The 23,683-nt window shown below is 51.1% G+C and carries 22 protein-coding genes; 2 read left to right on the forward strand and 20 right to left on the reverse strand.

What is annotated here, in order from left to right; all coding sequences use genetic code 11:
* Both IPM58_16920 and IPM58_16925 read left to right on the forward strand, forming a co-directional pair.
* On the forward strand, positions 1 to 383 hold a 383-nt coding region (locus IPM58_16920), incomplete at its 5' end, for a transposase family protein (protein ID MBK9308719.1).
* 88 nt (positions 384 to 471) lie between these two features.
* Positions 472 to 1,191 carry an IS256 family transposase gene (locus IPM58_16925; GenBank protein MBK9308720.1) on the forward strand — a complete coding sequence of 240 codons (720 nt, stop codon included), beginning with the start codon at positions 472 to 474 and terminating at the stop codon, positions 1,189 to 1,191.
* A gap of 171 nt (positions 1,192 to 1,362) precedes the next feature.
* On the opposite strand, the gene IPM58_16930 is transcribed toward IPM58_16925, so the two are convergent.
* From IPM58_16930 to IPM58_17025, 20 genes are all read right to left on the reverse strand, one after another.
* Positions 1,363 to 1,686 carry a helix-turn-helix domain-containing protein gene (locus tag IPM58_16930; GenBank protein ID MBK9308721.1) on the reverse strand — a complete coding sequence of 108 codons (324 nt, stop codon included), beginning with the start codon at positions 1,684 to 1,686 and terminating at the stop codon, positions 1,363 to 1,365.
* A gap of 440 nt (positions 1,687 to 2,126) precedes the next feature.
* On the reverse strand, positions 2,127 to 3,212 hold the full coding sequence (locus IPM58_16935; protein MBK9308722.1) for a hypothetical protein: 1,086 nt from the start codon (positions 3,210 to 3,212) through the stop codon (positions 2,127 to 2,129).
* A 10-nt stretch (positions 3,213 to 3,222) separates the two neighbouring features.
* Positions 3,223 to 4,278: a glycosyltransferase gene (locus IPM58_16940; GenBank protein MBK9308723.1), complete on the reverse strand. Its 1,056-nt coding sequence runs from the start codon at positions 4,276 to 4,278 to the stop codon at positions 3,223 to 3,225.
* Positions 4,279 to 4,400: 122 nt separating this feature from the next.
* A complete protein-coding gene (locus IPM58_16945; GenBank protein MBK9308724.1) occupies positions 4,401 to 5,624 on the reverse strand; it encodes a glycosyltransferase family 4 protein in 1,224 nt (407 codons plus the stop codon).
* Between the two features lie 242 nt (positions 5,625 to 5,866).
* The gene (locus tag IPM58_16950) at positions 5,867 to 7,195 is read right to left on the reverse strand and encodes an O-antigen ligase family protein (GenBank protein MBK9308725.1); all 1,329 of its coding nucleotides are present in this window, start codon (positions 7,193 to 7,195) and stop codon (positions 5,867 to 5,869) included.
* 15 nt (positions 7,196 to 7,210) lie between these two features.
* Entirely contained in the window at positions 7,211 to 8,578 is a 1,368-nt protein-coding gene (locus tag IPM58_16955; GenBank protein ID MBK9308726.1) for a glycosyltransferase, read from the reverse strand.
* A gap of 8 nt (positions 8,579 to 8,586) precedes the next feature.
* Positions 8,587 to 9,510 carry a hypothetical protein gene (locus IPM58_16960; GenBank protein MBK9308727.1) on the reverse strand — a complete coding sequence of 308 codons (924 nt, stop codon included), beginning with the start codon at positions 9,508 to 9,510 and terminating at the stop codon, positions 8,587 to 8,589.
* Between the two features lie 63 nt (positions 9,511 to 9,573).
* Positions 9,574 to 10,827: a glycosyltransferase gene (locus IPM58_16965; GenBank protein MBK9308728.1), complete on the reverse strand. Its 1,254-nt coding sequence runs from the start codon at positions 10,825 to 10,827 to the stop codon at positions 9,574 to 9,576.
* 356 nt (positions 10,828 to 11,183) lie between these two features.
* Positions 11,184 to 12,185 carry a glycosyltransferase family 2 protein gene (locus IPM58_16970; protein ID MBK9308729.1) on the reverse strand — a complete coding sequence of 334 codons (1,002 nt, stop codon included), beginning with the start codon at positions 12,183 to 12,185 and terminating at the stop codon, positions 11,184 to 11,186.
* Between the two features lie 94 nt (positions 12,186 to 12,279).
* Positions 12,280 to 13,629: an ATP-binding cassette domain-containing protein gene (locus tag IPM58_16975; GenBank protein ID MBK9308730.1), complete on the reverse strand. Its 1,350-nt coding sequence runs from the start codon at positions 13,627 to 13,629 to the stop codon at positions 12,280 to 12,282.
* Between the two features lie 102 nt (positions 13,630 to 13,731).
* Positions 13,732 to 14,247 (reverse strand): ABC transporter permease, encoded by a 516-nt coding sequence (locus IPM58_16980; protein MBK9308731.1) that lies wholly within the window; start codon positions 14,245 to 14,247, stop codon positions 13,732 to 13,734.
* Complete coding sequence (locus IPM58_16985; protein MBK9308732.1) at positions 14,226 to 14,591, reverse strand: ABC transporter permease; 366 nt, start codon at positions 14,589 to 14,591, stop codon at positions 14,226 to 14,228. The genes IPM58_16980 and IPM58_16985 overlap by 22 nt, the downstream gene beginning before the upstream one ends.
* A gap of 17 nt (positions 14,592 to 14,608) precedes the next feature.
* Complete coding sequence (locus tag IPM58_16990; protein MBK9308733.1) at positions 14,609 to 15,820, reverse strand: outer membrane beta-barrel protein; 1,212 nt, start codon at positions 15,818 to 15,820, stop codon at positions 14,609 to 14,611.
* Positions 15,821 to 16,042: 222 nt separating this feature from the next.
* On the reverse strand, positions 16,043 to 16,645 hold the full coding sequence (locus IPM58_16995) for a polysaccharide biosynthesis/export family protein (protein ID MBK9308734.1): 603 nt from the start codon (positions 16,643 to 16,645) through the stop codon (positions 16,043 to 16,045).
* Positions 16,646 to 16,708: 63 nt separating this feature from the next.
* Positions 16,709 to 17,452 carry a polysaccharide biosynthesis/export family protein gene (locus tag IPM58_17000; protein MBK9308735.1) on the reverse strand — a complete coding sequence of 248 codons (744 nt, stop codon included), beginning with the start codon at positions 17,450 to 17,452 and terminating at the stop codon, positions 16,709 to 16,711.
* Between the two features lie 148 nt (positions 17,453 to 17,600).
* On the reverse strand, positions 17,601 to 18,524 hold the full coding sequence (locus IPM58_17005) for an aminotransferase class IV (protein ID MBK9308736.1): 924 nt from the start codon (positions 18,522 to 18,524) through the stop codon (positions 17,601 to 17,603).
* Between the two features lie 108 nt (positions 18,525 to 18,632).
* Complete coding sequence (locus IPM58_17010; GenBank protein MBK9308737.1) at positions 18,633 to 19,913, reverse strand: DUF4910 domain-containing protein; 1,281 nt, start codon at positions 19,911 to 19,913, stop codon at positions 18,633 to 18,635.
* Between the two features lie 41 nt (positions 19,914 to 19,954).
* Positions 19,955 to 20,512, reverse strand: a complete 558-nt coding sequence (rfbC, locus tag IPM58_17015; GenBank protein MBK9308738.1) for a dTDP-4-dehydrorhamnose 3,5-epimerase — start codon at positions 20,510 to 20,512, stop codon at positions 19,955 to 19,957.
* Complete coding sequence (locus tag IPM58_17020; protein ID MBK9308739.1) at positions 20,509 to 21,744, reverse strand: class I SAM-dependent methyltransferase; 1,236 nt, start codon at positions 21,742 to 21,744, stop codon at positions 20,509 to 20,511. The genes rfbC and IPM58_17020 overlap by 4 nt, the downstream gene beginning before the upstream one ends.
* A gap of 73 nt (positions 21,745 to 21,817) precedes the next feature.
* Positions 21,818 to 22,876 carry an SDR family oxidoreductase gene (locus tag IPM58_17025; protein ID MBK9308740.1) on the reverse strand — a complete coding sequence of 353 codons (1,059 nt, stop codon included), beginning with the start codon at positions 22,874 to 22,876 and terminating at the stop codon, positions 21,818 to 21,820.
* Positions 22,877 to 23,683: the final 807 nt, after the last annotated feature.

Here is a 23,683-nt window from a genome sequence, read left to right on the forward strand (position 1 = left end):
CGATCACGTTGGAGACCTGTCATGCGGTCGAGGTGCTGCACGAGGCGTTCACGCGCCATGGCACACCAGAAATTGTGAATACTGATCAAGGTAGCCAGTTTACGGCACAGACATTCGTGCAGGCGGTCAAGGATCGGGGCTGTCACTTCAGCATGGACGGGCGCGGAGCCTGGCGAGACAATGTATTCGTCGAACGCCTGTGGAAATCAGTGAAATACGAGCGGGTGTATTTACATGCCTACGACTCCGTCACGGAAGCCAGGCAGTCGATCATGCAATACTTGGATTGGTACAATCGAGCGAGACCCCATTCGAGCCTGGACCGGCAAACACCGGATGAGGCCTATGCCGTGATGCTGCCGACGGGTAGACTGGCAGCGTGAGAGTCAGCAGAGACTCCACTTAAAAAACTCTGGCTACTGTTCAAACGAATGGGGCCACTTCTGTCGTCCCCTGGAAACGGTCTATCCGATGCTCTATTTCGATTGTCTCTTTGTGAAATCGCGGCATGACGGAGCCGTCAAAACCAAAGCGGTCTATGTGGCGTTGGGCGTCACCTTAGCGGGGGAAAAAGAACTCTTAGGTCTCTGGGTCAGTGAGACCGAAGGCGCCACATTCTGGTTGGCGGTCTTTACGGATCTCCAACACCGAGGTGTCACCGATTGCTTCGTGGCCTGCGTCGATGGGTTAACGGGGTTGCCCGAGACGTTGGAGACAATCTTTCCACGCACCCAGGTGCAGCTCTGCATTGTGCATACAGTCCGACAATCCTTGCGGTATGTGGTGTGGCGCCAGCGGCGTGCCGTGGCCCGGGATCTGCGAGCCATTTATGGAGCGCCGACGGTCACGGAAGCCGAAGCGGCCTTGGAGCGCGTTGCCCTGACGTGGGATGCGCACTATCCTACGATCAGCACGAGTTGGCGGCGAGACTGGGCGCGGCTCACGGTCTTTTTTGACTATCCTCCAGCCATTCGCAAAGTCCTGTTTACCACGAATGCCATTGAATCCTGGATGATTCGTGACGGAACACGTTCAAAAAGCGTGGGGCGCTTCCCACGGATGACGCGATCCTCACAGTCCTTTATCTGGGCCTGCAGCGCATTGCCAAGCAATGGACCGCCCCAATTCTGGAGTGGAAACGGGCACTCAATCAATTTGCATGATCGTAGAAAACCGTGTGCCTACCAGTGATTAACCACAATCAGTTACACGGAAAACTTGACATGCCCCGTTTCGCCGGTTCACGAGGCGGTGACCCACGACGGCCCGACTGCGAATAAAACGAGGATCGGCTCAGGCCCCATTCCTGACAGACCCGGACCACACCATACGGACGCTGCGTGGAAGGCGACGGGGTATGGCTCATCGCGTCGACCTCCCGGTAGCTAAAGGGGCGCCACCTCGCAACCGTTGAACCGCTTCCCGCGACAGTTCCAGCCGCATCGTCAGATCTCCGACTAAGGCCTTCAGCCGCGCGAGTTCGTCGTCGCGGCCATCGGCAGCCCGACTCTTCAAGGCCGCTTGGCCACTCGCGATGAACTGGTCTCGCCACTCCGACAGTTTCGCAGCCGTGATCCCCGCGCCACGGGAGACCAGATCCAGATCGTCACCACGCAGTACGCGGAGCACGACCTCCATCTTCTTGCGCGAGGAAAACCGGCCTCGCTCCGTTTTCGTCTTCGCCATGGACACCTCCGTTCATCAGGGGGCAGTATGCCCCAATGGAGTGTCCAAGGAAATCGTGGGGCGGAGGAAACCACTGTTGCAGACAATGGAGGCGCAGCATGCGTTCGACACCTACCGGCGGACGCCCCGGCCCCCCGGCTTTGGGATAGACCGGCTCGATCACCGCGACCAATTCCCCCCACGGAACCACACAATTCATCTCATTGAGAAACTGCTCACGGCAGGGAGCTTGCGATACTGCTCGAAGGGGACTTTCGCAAAGGTCTGTTGGTGCATGGGCGCATCTCCTGTTCAGTCCTGCGCTACCCTTAGCACATCGCGAAAGAGGAATAAATCAGACCTTCCTTAGGTTCAAGACATCTACATTTTCAAATCGAGCTCACCTTCGACAGTGTCAAAGAAATCAGGTACATCCAAAACAAGTAAAACTAAACGACCACTTACCACATTGTCCGAAGGTACGGGACCCCCTCTGTCTTCGTAAGTCGTTCCCAATGCAAGTCTGAAAAACAAGGACCTTGTGTAGCTTCGGTAAACTTAATCCCATTGTGCTCCGCATTCCACTCCATAATCTTTACGTTCTCCTGATCATCAAGAATAACGTCCCACCCTATACATCGTGCGTACGGCACTCTCTTATGAAGAGTGGTCACAAGCCTACGACAGGCATCGTATGCTGGGATGAACTTCCCCTGAAACTTCACTCCACTTACAGGATGATGCTCAATCTCTAGCCAATCTGTAGTAAAGCCAACGTCATTGAAGGCTCCACTTTTGATGTCTATTGGTATCTTTATATTACTGTCAGACCGAACGTGAGTATCGGTACCGCTACTGAATCTCAAGTAACAAGCCCTAAGCGACGCTGTTCCGTCATCCTCAAGAACGGTCGTCATTCTCAACGTCGCGACGGACTCCTTCACAAACTCTTCAAACACCTTGTGCTGATTTATAACGTACTGAAACAATCCATTACCGAGAAGATAAATCCTCCTGAGATCAAACGACTCTCGGTCGAAAAAGAAAATCCCTTTACCCTTTTCCGAATTGTTGAGTTTGTATACAATCCTCTCTTGCCCAGCAAATAACTTCTCTTTAACAGACTCGGGCCGGAGTACCTGATACTCAGTGTCGAAGAACACACCATTCGAATACGAAAGAATATCAGGAAAATTGTTGTTGGCAAAAATCGTGGAGTGCAATGACTTTAGGCCCGCTACTTTTCCGTACACACCTTTAAGCCTAGGAACTACAACAGAGCCATAGAAGTCATCTGGTATCCACCCCTCTTTAAAGCAACCGGCAATGGCCGAATAAACGTACAGCCACGCTGCAAAGTGACGGTGCCCGAAGACATCTACTGAATAGTCATCGCAATTCTTCACTATTTGCCGAGGCAAAGGCCCCTTAGCTTTCTCTATGCTCTTCAACACCCTCCTCGCCTCTATCGCATGATTATGATAATAGCGATAGCCCAGCAGTGGTCTTAGAGCAGACTGAACCAACGACTCAAGATTGATTGGCATCGAAAATCTCTCAGAACAACCAAGAACTTGGCTTCACCGAGGCTACTATACTGCCAGAATTGCCGGACCCCTCGCGCAGAACCGACCTATACATGGTCAGAATTCGATGCGCTGCTTCCTCTAAGCTAAGATGAATAACCTTCTCACGCCCATTGCTCCTCTGCCTAGTTCGTAAAATATTCACTATGGCTTTTCCGAACTCCTTTGGATCTCGCGAGACTATGGACGACGGATATACACCAGTAAGCCGTTCTGGAACATCACCGACAGGCGTAGAGACCACAGGAAGGTTGCAGGCAAGAGCTTCCTTCACCATATTGGGTGAGCCTTCTGCTATGCTACAACAGAGCGCAACATCAGCTGCCTGATAGAACAAAGGCATTCGTGCTGGGTCCACATTTGATATCACAATGAGTTCTGCGTTTGGGAGATAAGAACGAACAACCCTCATCGATGCCTGAGCTAAATCAATGCCTTTGCGTTTTGCATCATCTCCGGCATTGACTATGTCAATAGGACTCTCCTGGTTCCACCCTAGTTTTTCTCGGGCTTCCCTCTGTGGCCCAGGCACAAATAGGTTGAAATCGATTCCGTTCGGAATGACAACTGCTCGGTTTTTTCGCCACCACAAAGCCTGACGGAGCTGTTCACTCTTACAGATCAAACCATCCGCGCGAAGCGCGGCGATGTTTGAGAGCAGGATACTAAAGAGTTTTCGCAAGGAAACCGCCGAACCTCTCAGCAAGTCACTCCCGCAATAAGAAACGACGGTTGGCTTTCCTGCCGACGCAGCTACGATACCTACAACCGATCCATATTGACCATGAACGAGATCAGGTGCGACTCTGCGGACTTCTCGACGTAGCTCAAACCATTTAGAGAGAACATCAATAGGAGAGTGACTGGCACCTATATCAAATGTACTTATTCGGACCCCCGCTTGTTTCAAAGAAGCAACCTGGCGATCAACAAAGATGCCAAACCAAGGCGAGCGCTTCTTTGCCTCTACGTAGTTAGTCACCATCAGCACATGGAGAGATTCCTTATCACTCTTGAGGTCCGGCATATCTGGTTCCTACATATCTAAGCTACCCGCTCAAACGTTAGCTTAATCCGATTAAGGCTTACTCCGCATGAATTCTTTGAATGATATCCTTTGACACCACGAACATGCCCCACCCACAGAACTCATTGTCTAGAAAAATTTCTTGGCGATGAGTTACTAGTTGCAATCGCACCGGGTATCTTAGACCGGTCCCCAACCATCCCATCTTTCCAGCCTGCAGCCCTGTAGGCGGCCAGTGTTTCTGAGACAAGCCTCTCTAGCGTGAACTCTCGTATCGCGTGTGCTCGAGCAAATGCCCCCATACTCAAGCATAGTTCATTATCACCAAGTAGGAGAGATACACGCTCTGCAAACATCGCCTCATCGTCCTGAGCTACCACAAATCCAGTTTTGCCATCTTCCACAAGATATGGGATCTCACCCGTTCGCATCGCAACGACAGGAAGCCCGCAGGCCATCGCCTCCATCACAACATTGGGGCACCCTTCACTTTCTGAAGTATGAATCAGAAACTTAGCCCCACTCAAGAAGGCCGCTATATCATGAACTGCCCCTCGAAACTCAACGATCCGAGAAACCTCAAGCTCATCTGCGAGTTTGGCGAGAGCAGGACGCAACGGGCCATCGCCAGCAATCTGAAAACGTATATTCTCACCCAAGACACTTTTCAGGTCTCGAGCCACTCTAAGTAGACGGTCCCAACGCTTGACCCGTGTCAACGATCCGATTGCTCCCACATAACCTCTCTTCTCAGTAACTTCACTCACACACTTGAACAAGTTAAGGTCGAGCGCGTTGCGGACGATGACGATGTGCCTGGACGTAAAGAGACTCAAGGCCCGATTTACCGCATCAGCCGATGGGGTACTGTTAATTATATGATAGGCGGGCCACTTTGCATTTAGAAGCCGTTTGACACCTCCACGTCTGTGCCTGTGTGGAGTATATTCGCTGCGTCGAGAGCCTATCGCCAGTGTTTTGGTCGCCCATGCCGCATAGGCTGCAGCAAAGTTGGTATAGAAATCGTACGCATGAATAACTTCCGGCTTTAGTTGCCCCGTCAACACTCTAAGGGCTTTCAATTTAGACAGAGAAGACCACTCGGGAGGAAATCCGTACAGGGGGATTTTCAGTGTTTGGATGTCTTTATAGTACTTGTCGTTGCGATTGAGGTTCCAGACAACGACGGCAGGACAATATCGGACATGATCCAGATTTGAGAGAAGATAATAGAGCTGTCGCTCCAACCCGCCAAGGCTAAGTTGCCCGACGACATACAGCAATCGACAGGGAGTCGGCATCTGTAACTGGGGATTAATTTGGTCTGCCGATGAGTGAATAACCATCGAACCGCTTGCTTTCCTGGCTCTAGCAATTACAGGATACATTCTTATTGAAGATTAACCCATCCTCAATTGCAGATGTGCACACACTAGAGCTAGTTCAGCAAAGTCTGATTCACAGTAACTCTCCGCTTCTGGATCTGCATACAATAAACTCCAGTAAAGAAAGTATCTATCGTTTTGTTAGAACGAGTCATGCCGAATGAGTCCATTCAATGCACCTCTATGAATAGCTTGAGCTATACTCAACGAGGCGATGATGTACGACTACCCTCAACGGCCGACACAACACCAGTCGGCCATATCCATTTCCGAGCACCAACGAATAGGCCAAGGCCACACGCAAACGATTTCTCATAAAAACCATGCGTTGTCAGCAACCATAGACTAAGTGAGACCAGAATCCCAACCAGCGCGAGTGCAAGCTCATCACGTGCACACTGTAATGGAATTGAACGATAGACATTCCAAACGATTAACAGAAACATCAAGAGTCCAAGGATTCCCCAGTAGATCGTGATCTGAAACAGTGAGTTGTGTGCGCCATATACAACCGCAACACCATTATGTTCTTTACTAAACCCCTTCTCAAATCCCCACTTGTTATGGTAATTCCCCGCACCAACTCCACTCACAACATATTCTGGTAGCCGGTTGAGTGCTCGAGTATAAATCCGCGCACGACCCTCCATTTTCCCGTCTTCCGACTGATCAGTTGAGAACGCCATACGCGACCAAACCGCATCAGGAACGATTGCATAAATACCCAAGCTGAGAATGGCAACGAATACTATGGCCGTTCCGTGTTTCGTCCCGCAAGCATGAAGAATCGACGCAAATGACACGAGGCTAATCACTGCAGCCCCTCTTGACATCGGCAAGAACGCCGCAATGAGGCAAAAGATAGCTATTCCCAGCAGTAAGAAACGCCTTGAACTGCCAACTACAGCCATGGCAAAAGCCACAACTGCTCCTTGAGTGCAGGTGAAGGCTAATGAGTTAATATTGGTTTCCAAGCCACTATCGGCAAATGCTGATTCGCGGACGTTTGTGGCCTCCTGGAAGTTTGCTGTTCCCCCCATTTGCTGTATCGCTCCGTACGAGGTCAAGAAGAGGTACAAAGATACCCACAAGGCAGCCGCAATATATCCGTACAGACCAACTGTCAACGCTAGCCGATCTCTGCATAATACCGCCAGACAAACTGCCCCTCCAATCATCTGTGCGAATCGTGTTATACCGCCATAGTTAGATAGTGGGCTCGAAAACTCCAGAAAAGCGCTGACGCCGATGAACACATAAGCCGCAAAAAAACTGGGATGAAGCCATATTTGACCCAAGACACGAGGGCGACTCACAACGGTATAAGCGGCAAGCGCACCAAAGAGAAGAAAGCTAGCACTCATCCCTGCCACTGGAGGAATATTATTCTGCAGTGGTATGAGGACTACCGTGACAAAAATCAATGCCTGTTCTACCCAACTCGTAGGGAGTCTGGGCGAGGTGTGCTGACCCCCAAAAGGCACCTCACTTACTGGCATTCTTTGGTCCCATCCCACGGATCGCTCAATCATAAGACAACAGACAACTCATGTACCACTATCCGTCGACCGATCACAGTGCTGCGTGACAGAGGTAAATGTCATGCATTCTCGGAGCAGGCTGTCGAGTTTTCTTGAAATGACCGCCCATGAACAACCCTCAATATGCATTGGTTTAGGAACCTGTCCTTGAACCACATCATCAAGGAACGGGGCCATCTTTTGAAGTTCGCTCCCCCTAAAACTCTTCACCAATCCGGTGGAGGCAGTAATCGTGATGGCATCACTTCCCATAGAAGCAATAAGAAGAACAGGCGTTGCCAACCCGATAGCTTCAAATATCTTCCCCGTCACAATTCCTTTGTCCTCAAGTGTTTCCTCTTCAGCCACTGATGTAATCACTATCGCAAGGTTCGCTCCTTTGACAGCCGATAGCGCTTGTTCTCTCGTAACTCTTCCGTGAAGAACAATACGATCCGACAAACCAAACCGATCTGCCTGTTCGCGAACATGTTGATCGTTCGCGCCATAGTAGTGAAAATACCACTCTTTTGCATTTCCACGAGGGGATTCTCTGAAGATCTTCAATGCCGCGAAGAATGGTGAAATAGTGCGTTTGGGAGGGTAGAAGATACCCGTATAGACGAAGGCGCAATGCCCAAAATCGTGCGACCTAACTGCGGCCATCTCATCGACGTCGTACCCATTCGTCACGACATGCAGTTTTAAGCCAATACCAAACCGTTGATTCAACGCATCCCCCCAAGAGGGCGAGACGATCGTGACCGCTGCGCAGTCCTCAAGAAGACTTGCCTCCCTTCGGGCAGCACCCAATTGGTGCTCACGATCGGCATGAGGATTTCCAGTCCAAGGATCGCGATAATCAAGCACATAGGGTCTGCTGAGCCGTTCAGAAAGACGCTTAGCTAAACTAAACGCCGAAAATGGCTGACCAGTTGCAAAAATGAGGTCCACGTCATCAGCAGTCAAATCCGAGCAGGCTCGTTCCGCAGGCCTTATCCAGCCAATATGTTTGTCAATCCCTAAGTTCCTTGAAATGACTCGGCAGAGCCCTCCTGCTAACCTACCAAGGTTCCGATCCCAACACTTTAGATAATTTGGTGCGAGACACCGCCATCGGTGGCCTGTCATGATCCGCTTGATACCCTCATGTTCCAACTCAATCACTTTCTCAGGATCTTCCACATTTCGCAATAAGACTGGATCAGGAACTACCACTGTCACATCCCAGCCAAGTCTGGTAAGATGAATTACAATATTCCAGGCTCTGACACTTCCTGGTGTCTTGGCCGGTGGAAACGGAAACGCAAGAAAGAGCAGCTTCGGGCGTCGCCCGGTAGTAACAATATCGCCGTCGAGTTTGTCAGCCGAAGTTGTGCAGTTCTTTCTTCCCATAACGTTGCTCACCGCCACTTTTCCCCGAGCTTGAGGTCCCAGCTGTCCGGCTGCAACTTTATCCCTCCGGCTGCGGGCGTGAAGGTGAGTTCTCCAAAGTATATTTCTCCATCAATGTTGTATAAATCCACGCGCACAAAATCGAACGGTGCCGACAGTCGTGATGCGACGGACTTCATGTCATCAAAATTCTTGGGCTTTGGCATGTGCGGTCGCAGTGCGTCCTCTCGGTAATACAGATCGAGCAAATTCCATTCCGTGTCAAAGAAGGAGTTGATGTTGTCACGTGCATGATTGCCCACTTGAATCACCTCGGGACGCCCGCCAAAACACCAGAATCGATAGTCCAGAGGACATTCACCGTCTTGATTTGTTAGGAATTCCTCGATCAGCACCCTCGGTTTGATGTGATAATATTGATATTCTCGATTCGCCCAGTAGAAATTTGTTTTCAACCATTTTGCCACTCGGTCCCTTATCTCAGTTCGAACAACCGCTCCGTTGACCACAATAACCTGGTGGCAGGCGTGATTGGACTTGATCACATACTCTGTCGGCAGTGAATCAAACGGGATCTCGTTCGGGTCTTCTCCGTGCCACAAGAGCTTGATCAAATACTGCTCCCCTACCTTGTTTGCTACATAGGCTCTCACCGAATACTTATCCGCCAGGGTTGTAAAATCAGGATGTTGTCCTCGGTTTATGGCTATCATTCTTCCCAACAGCTTTTCGGTAAATCTTCGCGGATTCGACCTATCCAAAGGTTTCCCGTGCAAACGAGCGTATTTTCCCAGAAGAAAGGCCTCACCTTCGGAGCGACGCATCAATCTTCGCTTGACGCTTCGTACCTTGTCCAACACATAGTGCACCCAGGTGCCTCGTAACTTGTCTCGGAGAACGGTGACTCCGGTTGGGCTGACAGAATGGTCCATTCCGAATACCTCCTACCTTAAACCACCCCATCCATGCATTAGAACATCGCCATTGCCATACATCTAGCGTGTTCCCATTTTGAGCGCGGCGAATTGTTCTTCGTAGGGAGAGCCAAGTCTATGACAGATCGAACCGGCTATTTTATGGACTAAGATCCCCCAATCGACCTGTTTCGCGATGCTACGTCGCTTTTCGATCTGATCGATCGAGATGGCGTCTGGTGCCAGACAAGCAGCCAGTGCTTGCGACCACTCCTCCGCTGTATCTGCCAGCTTGATGACGTGCGAAAAGTCCAGCAGCGATCGAATCGCTCTTCCTACCACGGGCTTTCCTCCGGCCAGATATTCATGCAGTTTGAGCGGATAGATGTATTTCGTATAATCGTTCATTTTGTATGGGAGCAAGCAGACGTCCATGTGTTGAGGGTAGGCACAGACAATTTCCGTTGGTTTGTGCCCAAGAAAATGCACGTTCGGCAATTTCGACAGTTCATCCACCAGCGGCGCTTCCGCTTTTAGACTATTTCTTGGCCCAACGAAGACAAAGGACCATTCAACATGGCGCGTGGCCAATCCCAGCAGAAGCTTCAAATCCAGCTGGGCCTTGATGACCCCAACATAGCCGACTCTGGGATGGGGAATCGCTCGTAAGTCAGCCGGCTCCTCCTGTTGCGTCGCAAATGCCTGATAGTTCACACCATTGGGAACAAGGAGTGTATTGGGATTAAAGTGCCCTTTGCGCTCCAGCAACGCCGGAGAATGAATAAACACTTGATCCACCCGCTTGATCAGCCTGATTTCTTGATCAGTCAACGGCAGCTCCGACGGTGAAAATGAATACTCGTCAACGATATGATAACAGCTCAGGTCATATGCATCGCTATTCAAGACAGCGTCGAAGTGTGGACGCCAAAGATAGAAGACAATGGTCCTGCAACCCCGAAGACGAAGTACGGTCGCAGCACGACGACCCCGTTCTACCGCGGTCCAGGAGGCCAGCCAGGCAGGTCGGCCGATTTGAGGCAGCCATCTTTCCGGCTGATGCACAGCAAAACCCTGCGGCAAGTCTTTCGGACGATGGAAGGGGTCTATCGATCTTTTTCCACCAACTCCGATCTCTCTCCAGCCAAGGGCAGGTTCCGCCCAGACAACATGAAAATACTCCGAGAGGCGAGTCAGCACCTGGTGCCGTGACAGCCAGGGCCCGCCCCATGCTTCCGGTACAAACGCGACCACACCGACGTCTGGAAAGAGCGGGGAAGATCGCCCTGTTCGCTCTCCTGCATGCTCAATAGCCTGGTAAATAACTTCAGCCATTTATAACTACTTCGAGCTTAGGTACAAGCTCGATGCCCCTTGCTATTTCAGATGAGTCCGGTGCAGACAAAAGACTACGAGGTGAACCACCCCCTGGTCTTATCTATTCCTGAAATTGAATTCATAGGCGACATTCAGGAATCCTCTCACTAAACCTGTCTCCCTGCATCGAAATGATGCCTATCGCTCACATTGGGTTCTCACAGGTGAGGGAATTTATGTAGGTTCCGCGTCAGATATATCGGTGTGTATCCTGAAAGATGAGAAGGTATAGAGTACCCATACTGTTCCGCTTCGGACGCATTCAAACCTCGGAAATTTCCCTAGCCATCGGAGACATGCTCTAATGCCTGCGCTCAAAGACGAAATCGCAGGTTTGGACTGTGAATCTTTTTTACTAGATGATCGACCGTTTTCTTGGGATTGAACAGGTAATCCATGGCCTTAGAACACACCGCCATGGTCAATCTTGATATGCTCAGCGGGTACCCTATGCTTTTCATTTTTTGCCGGTGAAATGCCCAGAACTCCTTTTCTCTGCACGCGAACACCGAGACGGCCAGGTATTGATAGTACATAGCCAAATAACGTTTTAGACAGGCCTCCAGTTCTGCTGGACTCAACACAGCAGGCCCGAACTTCATCAGTCGATCGATACGATTCGGCGCAAAGGTGTTATACCGCTTCGAAACCGTTACTTCTGATCCCTCTCGTTTTCTGATGTAGGTTAAGACTTGGTGAACAAAGCCAAAATCCCACTTACTCAGGATCTTCAGACATACCTCGGAATCACAGTGAGGATTGGACTCGTCGTAAAATGACTCCGAAGCCCGAACAAGATCGGACCGAAATAAGATCGCCGTCGGAGTTCCAAACACATACAGGTTACCTAACAGCGTTTGTCTGCAGATGTCCCGACCTGGTATCACGCTCTCCCTATACGGTATACCATCCCACTTCACGCTGTTCCCAGCCAATCCGTATGCGCCGACGACGGCAACTGTCGGATGGGCTTCGGCCAATTCAACCATTTTCATGATACATTCAGGAAAAATCCAATCATCTGCATACACGACTTTACAATACTTGCTGCTCACGGAAATTTGGCGCATGGCGATATTGCCGTTCGCATCGCAACCGACGAATTCCTGGTTGTTGTGGATCCGGATCCGTTTGTCTCGCTTGGCATAGGATTCGGCGATTTCAAGGGTCCGGTCGGTGCTACAGTTATTGACAATGCAGTATTCCCAATTTTGATAGGTTTGTGCCAATACGCTTTCTATGCACTCGGCGAGAAACTCTTCACAATTATAAACAGGCGTAAGCACGCTCACGAGAGGTTGCAACTCCGGCTTCATATCTTCACCCTTCTATGAACGATGAAAGAGATACACAGGGCAATGGATCTGCTGGAAGCACAGCGGTTCAGACACTCTCAAGCCACCCTATTATCTATGGTTGAGCAGTGGCCAGTTTGGGCTGGTCGCTCTCAGAATTCAACACAGTACTCCAGTCCAAGCGTGGCCTGACGACGCCTCTGAGTTTTCCCGCAAAGTCGACGCGCGCCGAGTCCCCTTCACCACTATCGACGACAGTAAACGCAACGACTTGTTTTTCGTAGAACTGTTTAATCTTCGGTTCAACAGTCTCAAGGTAGGCACTCACGAACATGGTCCCTTCTGCCAGATAATTTCCCGGGATCCAGGCCGTGCTTTTGTAACGACCCTGCGGCCTGACTTGCCCACGCCACCTTGGATCATATTCAATCGAGTCAATAAGGCACACTCCCTCATCATTCCATAACTCCATGGCAGGCAGGAACTTATAGCCAGGCTTGAGCACTTCATACTCCATCTCGAGCCCAACCGGCCTTCGGATATCAAACGCCTCCTCAGACCGACCATCGCTGGTACAAACTCGCACGGCCCGTAATCTAGCCACTTCGCCTCCAGGGGCCTTGAGCGGGTCCGTCCATTCACGAGAGGATATGGTCCCGAGCTCTGAGTGCAAATAGGCATTCACCACCTCGTGGGAATTCCCGTCTTGACATAGCTTCCCATCCTCCAACAAGATCGCTCGCTGGCACAGCCGCGTGACGGCCGGCATATTGTGACTCACGAAGAAAATCGTGCGCCCTTCCTTGGCTACGCCTTCCATTTTTCCTAGGCACTTCCTCTGGAAGGCAGCATCTCCGACCGCCAACACCTCATCGACAATTAGTATTTCCGGGTTCAAATGAGCTGCCACCGCAAACGCCAATCGCAAGGTCATGCCGCTCGAGTACCGCTTCACCGGCGTGTCGAGAAACTGCTCCACTTCGGCAAAGGCGACGATTTCATCCAACTTGCGAGTGATCTCGGCCCGTTTCATCCCCAGAATGGTCCCATTCAGATAAATATTCTCACGTCCGGTGAGTTCGTTGTGAAAACCTGTCCCGACCTCAAGAAGTGCCGCCACGCGCCCATCCAGCTCTATCCGACCGCTAGTCGGTTCCGTAATACGAGACAGCAGTTTGAGTAACGTGCTCTTCCCCGCACCATTACGGCCTACGATTCCAACCGTTTCACCACGTTTCACATCGAACGAAACGTCCTGCAGGGCCCAAAAGAGGTTTGATTCTACCTCCGGCTTAGAAGGTTCCCCTGATCCACCATTCCTCATCTGCGATATATGCCCGTTCCGGCTCCACAACGATTTCAAGCCCGCCATCAGGTGATCACGCAAGGTATTGTGATGCTTTCGCCTAGCACCGATTCTGTACTGTTTTGAGAGTCCCTCGACACGAATTGCGATATCGCTCATAACGTTTACTTTACACTGATGTTAAACGGTCAGGTTGAGATTAAAAGATACGAACCGCATTAGAAAACGGTCCGACGGGGTCTCGAGGACCATCGTACTCGCCTAGATTATGTCCGCAAATTGACGTTCCATTTTTCTGAAATACACTAGACCCGCAGCGATCACCGCAAATAATACGACAATGCTCTCCATCATCACCACTGGATCCGGAGAGGTTCGTCCCAACAGAGCCCAGCGAAAGCCTTCAACGACCCCTACCATCGGATTGAGACCATACAGCCATTTCCACTGGTCCGGTACGAGACTGACCGGGTACACAATCGGTGTCAAATACATCCAAATCTGTATTACGAAGGGAATGGCGTGGCCGACGTCTCGATACTTCACATGCAGAGCGGACGTAAAAAAACATAACCCCATGGCCGTGAACATCGCCAGAAGAATGAAGGCTGGTAGCGTGATCACCTTCCAGGTAAGCGGAATTCCGGCATAGAACAGCAAGCCGAACAACAGTGTCAAGGACAATGCAAAGTCGACCAACGGCGATACGACCGTGGCGAGGGGAAGCCATAACCTTGGGAAATAAATCTTGCCGACTATCCTACCATTTGCAACCACGCTTTTCCCGCGCGGCTCACGGCTTGAGAAAAATACATCCAAGGGAGTAGGGCGGTGAGCGAAAACACCGGATACCATATGCCGTCAGAGGGCACTTTTGCCATTTTCCCAAAGACCGCAGTAAAGATGAGCATCGCAATCAACGGTTGCAGCACCACCCACGCGATGCCGATCGCAGTCTGTTTATAGCGGACTGTGATGTCTCGCCAGATCAGAACGTACCCCAACTCGCGATATTCCCAGAGCTCAGACCAGTTCATATCGAACCGGCTGCTCCGTTTCTCAATAATGAGTTTCCGTCTGGATGGGGCGATGGTCGCTTCTGCTTGAGCCTGTGAACTCACGGTCTACTCCCTGTCATCTAGTCCCATGCTTCTATTTCTAGTGAGTCCAATGCGATCGAGAGCGTCAGCCCTACTTGATGACGCGAGAGTTGGTATTGCAGTTCCGGCCGATCTACATCGATGTTCCTGAATTGATACAAGATCTGGGCGATAATGGTTCTCGTCACCTTATAGCTGAGACCTGACGAGGCAGTAAGAAAACTAAACGAACTATCCGTGTTGGGGAACAGTTCGTTTAAGGCATATCCGACACTCCCTTTGACGCTAAGTCGCTCATAGACCCTGTGGCTGATTCCCACCCGTGCAAGGTTACTGATCATTGCCCCCCCTTGCAAAAACCCGATGGGCCTACCTGCCCGTGAAAGAGTGAGAGCGAGGACAGTGTCTCGTTCGACTTTCGTGCGAGCCTCAAAAGAACCCGAGGGAAATGTCCGTCCGACTGGTTCGGCAAACGTGAGGCCTCCCCGAACAGTGAAACCCCACTCCTGCAATTGCTTGGTATAATCCCCTTCCAACGATATCAGATTCGTACTAACCGTCCTGCCGCCACCAGCAGAACGAGTCTGTGTAAAGAAGGTCTGCCGATATATGGCTGCGATGCTGTCGTTTCTCGTCAGTTGATATCGAGGTCCTCCGAACCACGTGTGCGTGATCGTATTGAACAAATTGCTCTCTAGGACGTCCTGCCCTCCCTGAATTCTACCGAAATGCCTGATTCCGAACGTATAGCCTCCTTCAAGAATGAGATCTCGAGACACAGGATACTTCCCCTCGATCCCCGTCGTATTGATGAATTGGTTGGACCGAAATGAGTTGACGCCTCGAAAGAAAATGTCGTCCTCTTGCAACGCAGCCCTTACCCCACCAAGAACTGCAGGAGGGTCGGGGCTATATCGTAATGATTCGATGACGCGCAAACTTGCTCCTCTGACATACTGATCAACCCATCGATCCAGATTGATGGAACCGCTGATGTTCGTCGCGAAAAAATTGCGAGTTGTATTCTCCACATAAGCATTGAACGTTCCTATCGCCGTGAGAGACGCATCAAAATCGCGACTCTCGTGTAGCACCTGTGCCCCTCCACCTACGATCGTCAGAAAATCATAGAGCTGTAAACCCGGACCTAGCAGGGCGGCCGGCCTATTCCAGATATTGGAATCGTATCGTCCTGTGAGGGTCGCCAAGGGGACAATCTTTGTTTCCGCATCGACCGCCGCTGGTTGCACGGCTCCGAAAATAAGTCCGGCCAGAAAGGTGACCCAACACAATCTTTTAAAATCAGCGCACCTACAGGTCCACACTAGAGTCACCCAATCCCTTCCCAATAAGGCAAGCACACGGAAGACAATCGGCCCCACACCGATCGAACCAACCCGCCGCCTGCCTGAATATTTGAGAAACTAGATCCACCGGTATATCAAACGCTCTGCGCAGCCATGACTCGTTCATCACGGTACGACGAGCGTATCTCCGGAGGTCAAGACAATGTTCCCTGGTTCACCGCGACCGCGGACGAGGTCATCATACCGCAGAGGAATGTGGATCTCTTGACGCTTGTGGCCCGGGCTTTCGATCACTCGCACAACCTGCAATCTATTCTTACTCGCATAGTTTGTAAATCCTCCGGCCATGGAAATAGCCTGGAGCACCGTCACGTAAGACTTGAGCTGATATTTACCAGGTTTCGCGACTTCCCCCAAGACAAACACCGCATAGCTGTTGAGCTCCTTGACATTCACAGATACCGAGGGATTCTGGATATAGCCTTTGAGTCGCTCGGTGATCTGCGCAGCCAACGCTTCAGCTGTGAGCCCTGCCGCCTGAACATCTCCAATAATAGGCATTGATACGTACCCGTCCGGTCGTATCAAGGTGACGCGGGAGAGATCCGGGTTCTTCCACACATTGATCTCTATTTGGTCTTCAGAGCCGAGAAGAAATTCAGTCGGAACGTCGGACGCCTTGTACTCTCTCGACGTCACCGGCCCCATGCACCCCGCTTGAACAATGGCGATGCCTAGTACCAGCCCAAGGGTCACTGTCTTTTTCATCGACAAGGTAAGCATTCTCGCAGAGAGTACCCTGTTTTTCACTGCACTCCTTTCCGGTATCCCCTACCGACCAGGGAAGACCACCATCGACTCGCTTGGCACAACAAGCGTATCCCCAGGCTTGAGCTCAAAATTGTCACCGATCCCGCTCCGGAGCACGATATCGTCATAACTTGCCGTAAACCGTTTCATACCTGGAGCTGTTTCAATAAATCGAAAAATGACGATTTGATTTCGTGCGGCCGTCTCCTTAAAGCCTCCCGCGATGGTGATGCCTTGCAAGAGCGTCGTTTTGCTCTTCAGTGGATACTTCCCCGGATTCGCAACCTCGCCGAGCAAAAAGATATTTGAGCTGTTGACTTGATTCAAGCTGATCGCGACGACGGGGTTTTGAACATATTCTTTTAACTTGACGGTCATTTCATCAGCCAGCTGCGTAGGCGTTTTCCCCACCGCCACGATGTCTCGAATGATCGGCATGGAGATCCTTCCATCAGGACGGACTTGCAGCTGTTTTGAGAGATCCGGATTCCTCCACACAGTAATATCCAACACGTCCTCGGCCCCGATAATGTATTCGTTGCTGACCGCGTTTGACAGCTTCTCGACCAATGGTACGGTCCCCGCTGGCTCCTTACTCACCTGTGCCGCCACTTTTTCCCCTTGATTTGCCGCCACCATAGGAATTGCACTCAGATCATCAGTCGGTTTACCTGGCACTAGAGGGAGACGCGTTTCACACACCCCATAGCTCCAATTGATCCCCAGGGACATTACAAGACCGATTGTGCACAGGGTGCATTTCATAGTGTTGACTCCTTCTCTAGTCGTGGCACCCACGCTACTCATTTACCACACTACTCAACTTTCTATTTTGAATCAACATGGGATCTATTTCAGGCTTCTTGTCGAGCGATCTGCGGGCGATCTTTTCCCCCTTGCCCCGTCCCCACCGCTACCTCGCTGATTTCACCGAGGGAAGAATCGTCAAGTTCACCTCTGGGTGGGGGCTGGTTCCCCGAACTGCTTCAAAATAGCGTTGTTGAATCGCACCAAGTATCGGTGATTTCTCGGATAATGGTAGTCCCTCAATCGATGAGGCTACGGTAATTTCGCATAGTGTTCCACAAAGACCGATCTCATCTGCAATCAACAATTCTGTTCGATCGATGGGTCGTCGGACGAACTTGATGTGCATTGATTGAGCCAACAATTCCACGATATCGAGCGTAATGCTTTCGAGTGCTCCCTCTGTAGCCGGTGGGGTAAAAACGGTCTCGTCCCGCACCATCAGCAAGCACGAACCAGTCGCCTCAGCCACGCGACCGGATTGGTTCAACAATACCATATCCTCATAGCCTAACGGCCTTCCTTCGATTCTTGCCAGACGGGAAACCTGGTAATTGCTACCCGTCTTGATGCGGGCAGGTAAAGCGACATCGCTGCTACGCCTCCAGGTACTCATCCCAAGTCGTATCGCCGACGGCAGCTTTTTCTCCTGGTGATAGGCCGTGACGACAAGATCCGATACGGTATTTTCTCCCCAATGTCCGTCTGTCACAAAAAGCGTCGTACGGGCCCACATATCTTTTTCTGGAGCGGCTAATGCTCCGACCAATTGATCGATCGCTCCAAGATACTCCTCGAAACTGAGCTCAAACGGAATATGAAGTAGGCGAGCAGAGCGCTTCAGTCGCTCATAGTGCTGCCGCACCATGACGATTTTGAATTGTCCATCCGTCTGCCAGTACCCCTTAAGTCCTTCAAACACGTTTAGCCCACGTATCGACGCTTCACATCCGATGTGCAGCGTCGCTTCGTTCCAGGGAACGAGCCTCCTATTCATGAATGCGAATGTGGGCCTCTGCAATTGTGCCACGTTTTCCTCCTCTAGTTTTTCTCTCCAAGAGCATCAGCAAACCGCACCCCAATGTAAAACACGGGACACGCTTGAGAGGCGCCGATAGGTCAAAACGCCAACCTCTCGCTAGGTGTCTACGCTTCGAGTAACGGCACACTCGCGCAAAAGTCCCACCCGCTCCAATTCAATCGCGGCCGCATGAAGATGACGGAATGGAATGTCCGCACGCTCGGCAATATCGAGCAAGGTCGCACTTCCATCCGACCCATTTAGTGTCCATAGCATGGCCAACTCCCTGGACTGTTTCTCCTGGTGCCCTGCCACGGCCCGATACAAACCCCGACGCCCAAGCTGCGGTTCGCACTTCGGGTTCTGATTGACGTACATCCGATTCTCCTCCAACAATTGGAGCGTTTCTAGGCATCGGTCATACGACTCAATCAACGATTCAGCCTTCACAAAATCCAGGTTGTCCGCAGACGAGTGGTATTCCGGATATTCGCCATGCGGAGTCCGCATGAAACACCCGATGGGTAGGTTAAAAGCCGGAGAACAATACTGGCGCTCGTCATACCCATACGGGAAAAAATCTATGATGGTAGATGGCCTTTCAGAATGCTTTAACACATGTGCCATCGCCCGATCGATCTCCGCATCACCTCGACGGCTCTTCTTATACGTGATATGTCCGCCATCGCCCACTCCTGTCAGGACTAATCCGTGCTTAACACGAGATATTCGCTCTTCATTCTGCGCCAGCCACGTAATCGACCCAATTGTCCCTGGAATAAAGAGAAAGCGATATGAATATCGTCTTTGGCAAGCAGCCATCGTTTCCGCAAGCTTCACTGCCACTGTGATACCGGACAAATTGTCGTTACATAGCGAGGGATGGCATACATGACATGAGATGAGAATCTCATCAGGAAGCTCACCTTGTAAATACACCTCGCCATATGTGAGCGAGCCAGGCTGAAGATACGAATCGATGACGACCTCATACTCGCCATCAGGCAATCGTTCCAAATCTGCGTGTCGAAGGCAAAATCCCCAGTTCTCTTTGTAGTAGGATGTTCGATATGGAATCCACTCTGGATGGTCGGGCAGCGTGAATAAATGAGGCTTCAGCTCCGTCAGGGACATCTTTTTTCTCACCGGTGTGCTGTAGCTCATCAGATGTAAATTGTGTTCTTTAAAGTCAATGACTCTCTTTCCTTCCTTGTTCAGGACGTAGGCATCCGATACGTTCCACTCCAAGGGAACCGTCCAATCAAACACATTCGTTCCACTGGAAACCTCTCGCATTTCAAGCGGGATGCACTTTTGGATCAAGCGAAGAGTTTCTCTGACCCCTTCACCCGTGATGCTTCGACATATCGGGTAGAGCGCAGCCATCAGATCATGCATCGTTCGCTCCAATTCTCTCCGTTCTAAAACAGTCTCAGAAGTTAGTGAAAGTCATATCTGGATGGAACATCTACGGTAAATGCTGGCCATGCTCGATCCTTCTCCGACATGACCAGAATGGGTTCAGGCCAGACGATCTGGAACGCGGGATCATCCCATCGAAATCCTCGAGCACTAGCAGGATTATGAAACTCCGACATATGGTATGACACTTCGCTATTGTCTGCGAGCGTGAGAAACCCATGGGCAAACTGTTTTGGGATATAGATTGTCCTATGATTGTCCGCCGACAGGGTAACGCCCACATGCTGACGATACGTCGGTGAGTGCGGTCGTAAGTCCACGATCACATCGTAAATCGCACCCATCGTACACCGGACCAATTTGATTTCTTCGCTCGGGAACGCTTGGTAATGCATCCCCCGGAACGTGCCTCTTCGCCTGTTCACAGAAATGCTCGATTGCACCCAGGTTCCCTCAAGTCCGTTAGCTTCAAACTCCTCCTGGCACCATGTCCTCGCAAACAATCCGCGCTCGTCTCGTATCGGCTCCAGGTCGATGAGAAAGGCCCCCTTCAGCGAGGTTTCGGCGAATATCATGTGTACACTTTGACTTCGGGTATCGGGACGACGAACTTTCCGCCCCACTCGCGAATATGGCTCATTTGCTCCATAATCTCCTCCCGGATATTCCACGGTAAAATCAGTAAATAATCCGGCTGTGCTTCTCGAATCCGTTCGGGACCATAGATTGGAATGCGCACACCAGGGAGAAAGTGTCCTTGCTTGTGCGGGCTGCGATCGACGGTGCAATTGATAAGATCCGTCCGCACACCACAGTAGTTCAGCAGCGTGTTCCCTTTCGCCGGCGCCCCGTAACCGACAACCTGCTTTCCCTCCTGCTTCGCAGAGATCAAGAATGACAGAAGTTTTCGTTTCGTTGCCTCAACCTGAGGACCAAACGAGAGATAATGGTCGAAACGTCCGAACCCTAACGCCTCTTCTCGGGATTTCAACTCCTTCGCACGCTGTCCGATTGGCTTCGAGGCATCGTCCTGATGCGCCGCATAGATACGTAGTGACCCACCATGTGTTGACAACTCCTCCACGTCAAATAGTTTCATCCCATGTCGAGCGAAAACCTGCTCAACCGCCAGGAACGAAAAATAGGAGAAATGCTCGTGATAAATCGTGTCGAATTGATTCTGTTCCATCAACTGAAGCAGATGCGGAAATTCCATCGTGATCAATCCACGAGTCTTCAACAAAAGCTTGAGGCCTCCGACAAAATCATTGAGATCAGGGACATGAGCCAACACATTGTTCCCGATGATCAGATCCGCTGCCCATCCTTCTGCAACGATATCACGCGCTGCTTTCTCCCCAAAGAACGCCACTTTGGTAGTAATTCCATTGGTTTTCGCCACTTCGGCCACGTTCGCCGCGGGCTCGACTCCAAGAGCCGGAATACCCCGAGCCACAAAGTTCTGCAACAGATATCCATCGTTGCTGGCGATCTCAACTACTCTGGAGTCTCGCCCCAACGAGAAGCGTTCGACGATCATGTCGACATACAGCTTCGCATGAGCCAGCCATGAGTCCGAAAAAGAGGAGAAGTATGCATAGTCTGAAAAAATATCGTGTGGGGTCGAGAACTCTTCCAGTTGCACCAGAAGGCACTGTCCACAGACGTACACGTGCAGAGGATAGAACGGTTCCATGCGATTGCGTTGCTCAGACTTGATATAGGAGTTTGCCAACGGAGACATGCCGAGATCAACGAAGGTTTGTTCAAGCGTTGAACCACATGACCGACAGCGCGACCGTCCCATGTACATGCCGTCTTTTCTCATCATTAATCTCCAACGTCCCGATTTCGTTCCAATATGACCACCGGCGCCCCTTTTACAAACCCGTCCGGTCTTCCCATACAAGACTATTTGTCAGTTGCCCGCTTTCCCGCAACCTTTTCAAGGTGACAAGCCGTATATATTCACCTGTCCGAAATTCGGGATCATTAAATTTCATGGCCGTGAGCCCAGTGCGAAGATCCTGCACGGCGGACTCAAGATCTACCTCAGGCAGAAAACCTTGGGCCAGCTTCGAGAACTTGTCAAAACTCACCCGATAGGACCGTTTATCTGGCTGCGCATCTTTATTGATCGACACCGCGACATCCGGAACAACTTTGGCCACTGCCTGGGCCAGATCCCTGACCTGATAGTTCCACCCATCACTTCCCACATTGATCGTCAGATAGGCCCCTCCATCCCGATGGTCGCGCTGTACGGCCCAATCAATCGCGCGAGCCATGTCCTTGACGTGAATCAACGGACGCCACGGTGTCCCATCGCTCAAGATATTGATACGTTTCGACACGATGGCGCTCGCCACGAAATCGTTCAGGACAAGGTCCAATCGCAACCGGTCACTCATCCCGCACGCCGTGGAGAACCGAAGACAAGTGGTCGTGAAGGTCTCTGAGGCAAGTTCGGCAAGGTCTTGCTCGGTTTTCACCTTCGATTTCGCATACGCGGTGAGCGGATTCAGCATGTCCTCTTCACGTCGTGCCCCGCCCTCGGCAAATCCGTATACGCTACAGCTAGATGCAAACACGAATTTGGAAGCCCCTGCCCGCTTAGCCTTTCGAGCCAACTCGATGCTGGCCTTGTAATTGATATCGATCGTGACATCCTCGAAGCTTGCCCCCATGGGATCATTGGAGATCGCACAGAGGTGGACCACCGCATCGACGCCACGCAGAACTTCATCAGGCACGGATCGGATATCCCCGAAAAATTGCACATCGGCTCGGCTCTCAGGGAAGTGCGAGGCACCCGTCAGGCAATGCGCAAAAAACCCTGCGTCGTATCCGACTAACTCTGCAGCCCGATGTGAATGCCGCAGGTGGCGCAACACCACCGGCCCGACATACCCCATATTCCCTGTGATGAGAACCTTCATGATGGCTCCTTTAGCTCAAGATATCCTTGATTCGCTAGCACCCATAGCCGGAGAATGTAATCCTAGAGTTAAAGCCTCGCGATATCCCGTACAGCCTATGCATTGATCATTTATTACTCCTCGGCACGAAATCCATTTCAAGCTTCCGATTTCTGACATCGACAAGTTTGGCTCGACTTCCAGGTTTCCGCCACAGTGAGTTGACCGCCCAAGAATGGATTCTTCAAATCCGGAACAGGATTGATGCTCATTCGAATCGACCCGAACGGCTCACTCGAATAAAAGTACAATCTCTTGGATTAGGAGAATCCTATGCCGGTCGGTAAATCCATAGTCGAGGGCAATACCCTCCGCCTAGAGTCCAAATGCGTTAACGACATAGCCGGCGTGATACGCGCTTTGGGCCGTCGTTACACACCTAATGGATGATCGAAGATATCGGACCCCGCAATGCATTGGAACACCTTCGACGACTGCATCGTTCTTCATTGCCTCCAACATTAACATAAAGATTGCCCGTTGGAATTGCTGGCGAAGACAACGCGCGCGCAGGTGCACGCGCGCGCAGGTGCACGGCCTTTCCTGAGAAGCTCATTGGATCCAGCATTATCGGGCTTATCCTTTCCCACTACCAATTTCCCGCCATTTGTCGACAGAAGAAATGATTCTCCTGTTGCAATACTTAGGTCAGTAGACGGTTTCCACTCCATGCGAACTTTACCTTGAGACTACCGGAGGAATAACAGAACCTGCGCACGAGATACCGCTCTTGCGGGCACCTGCAGACATGCCGCATTCTACTGCTTT

The organism is Nitrospira sp. (assembly GCA_016715825.1).
Lineage (GTDB): Bacteria > Nitrospirota > Nitrospiria > Nitrospirales > Nitrospiraceae > Nitrospira_D.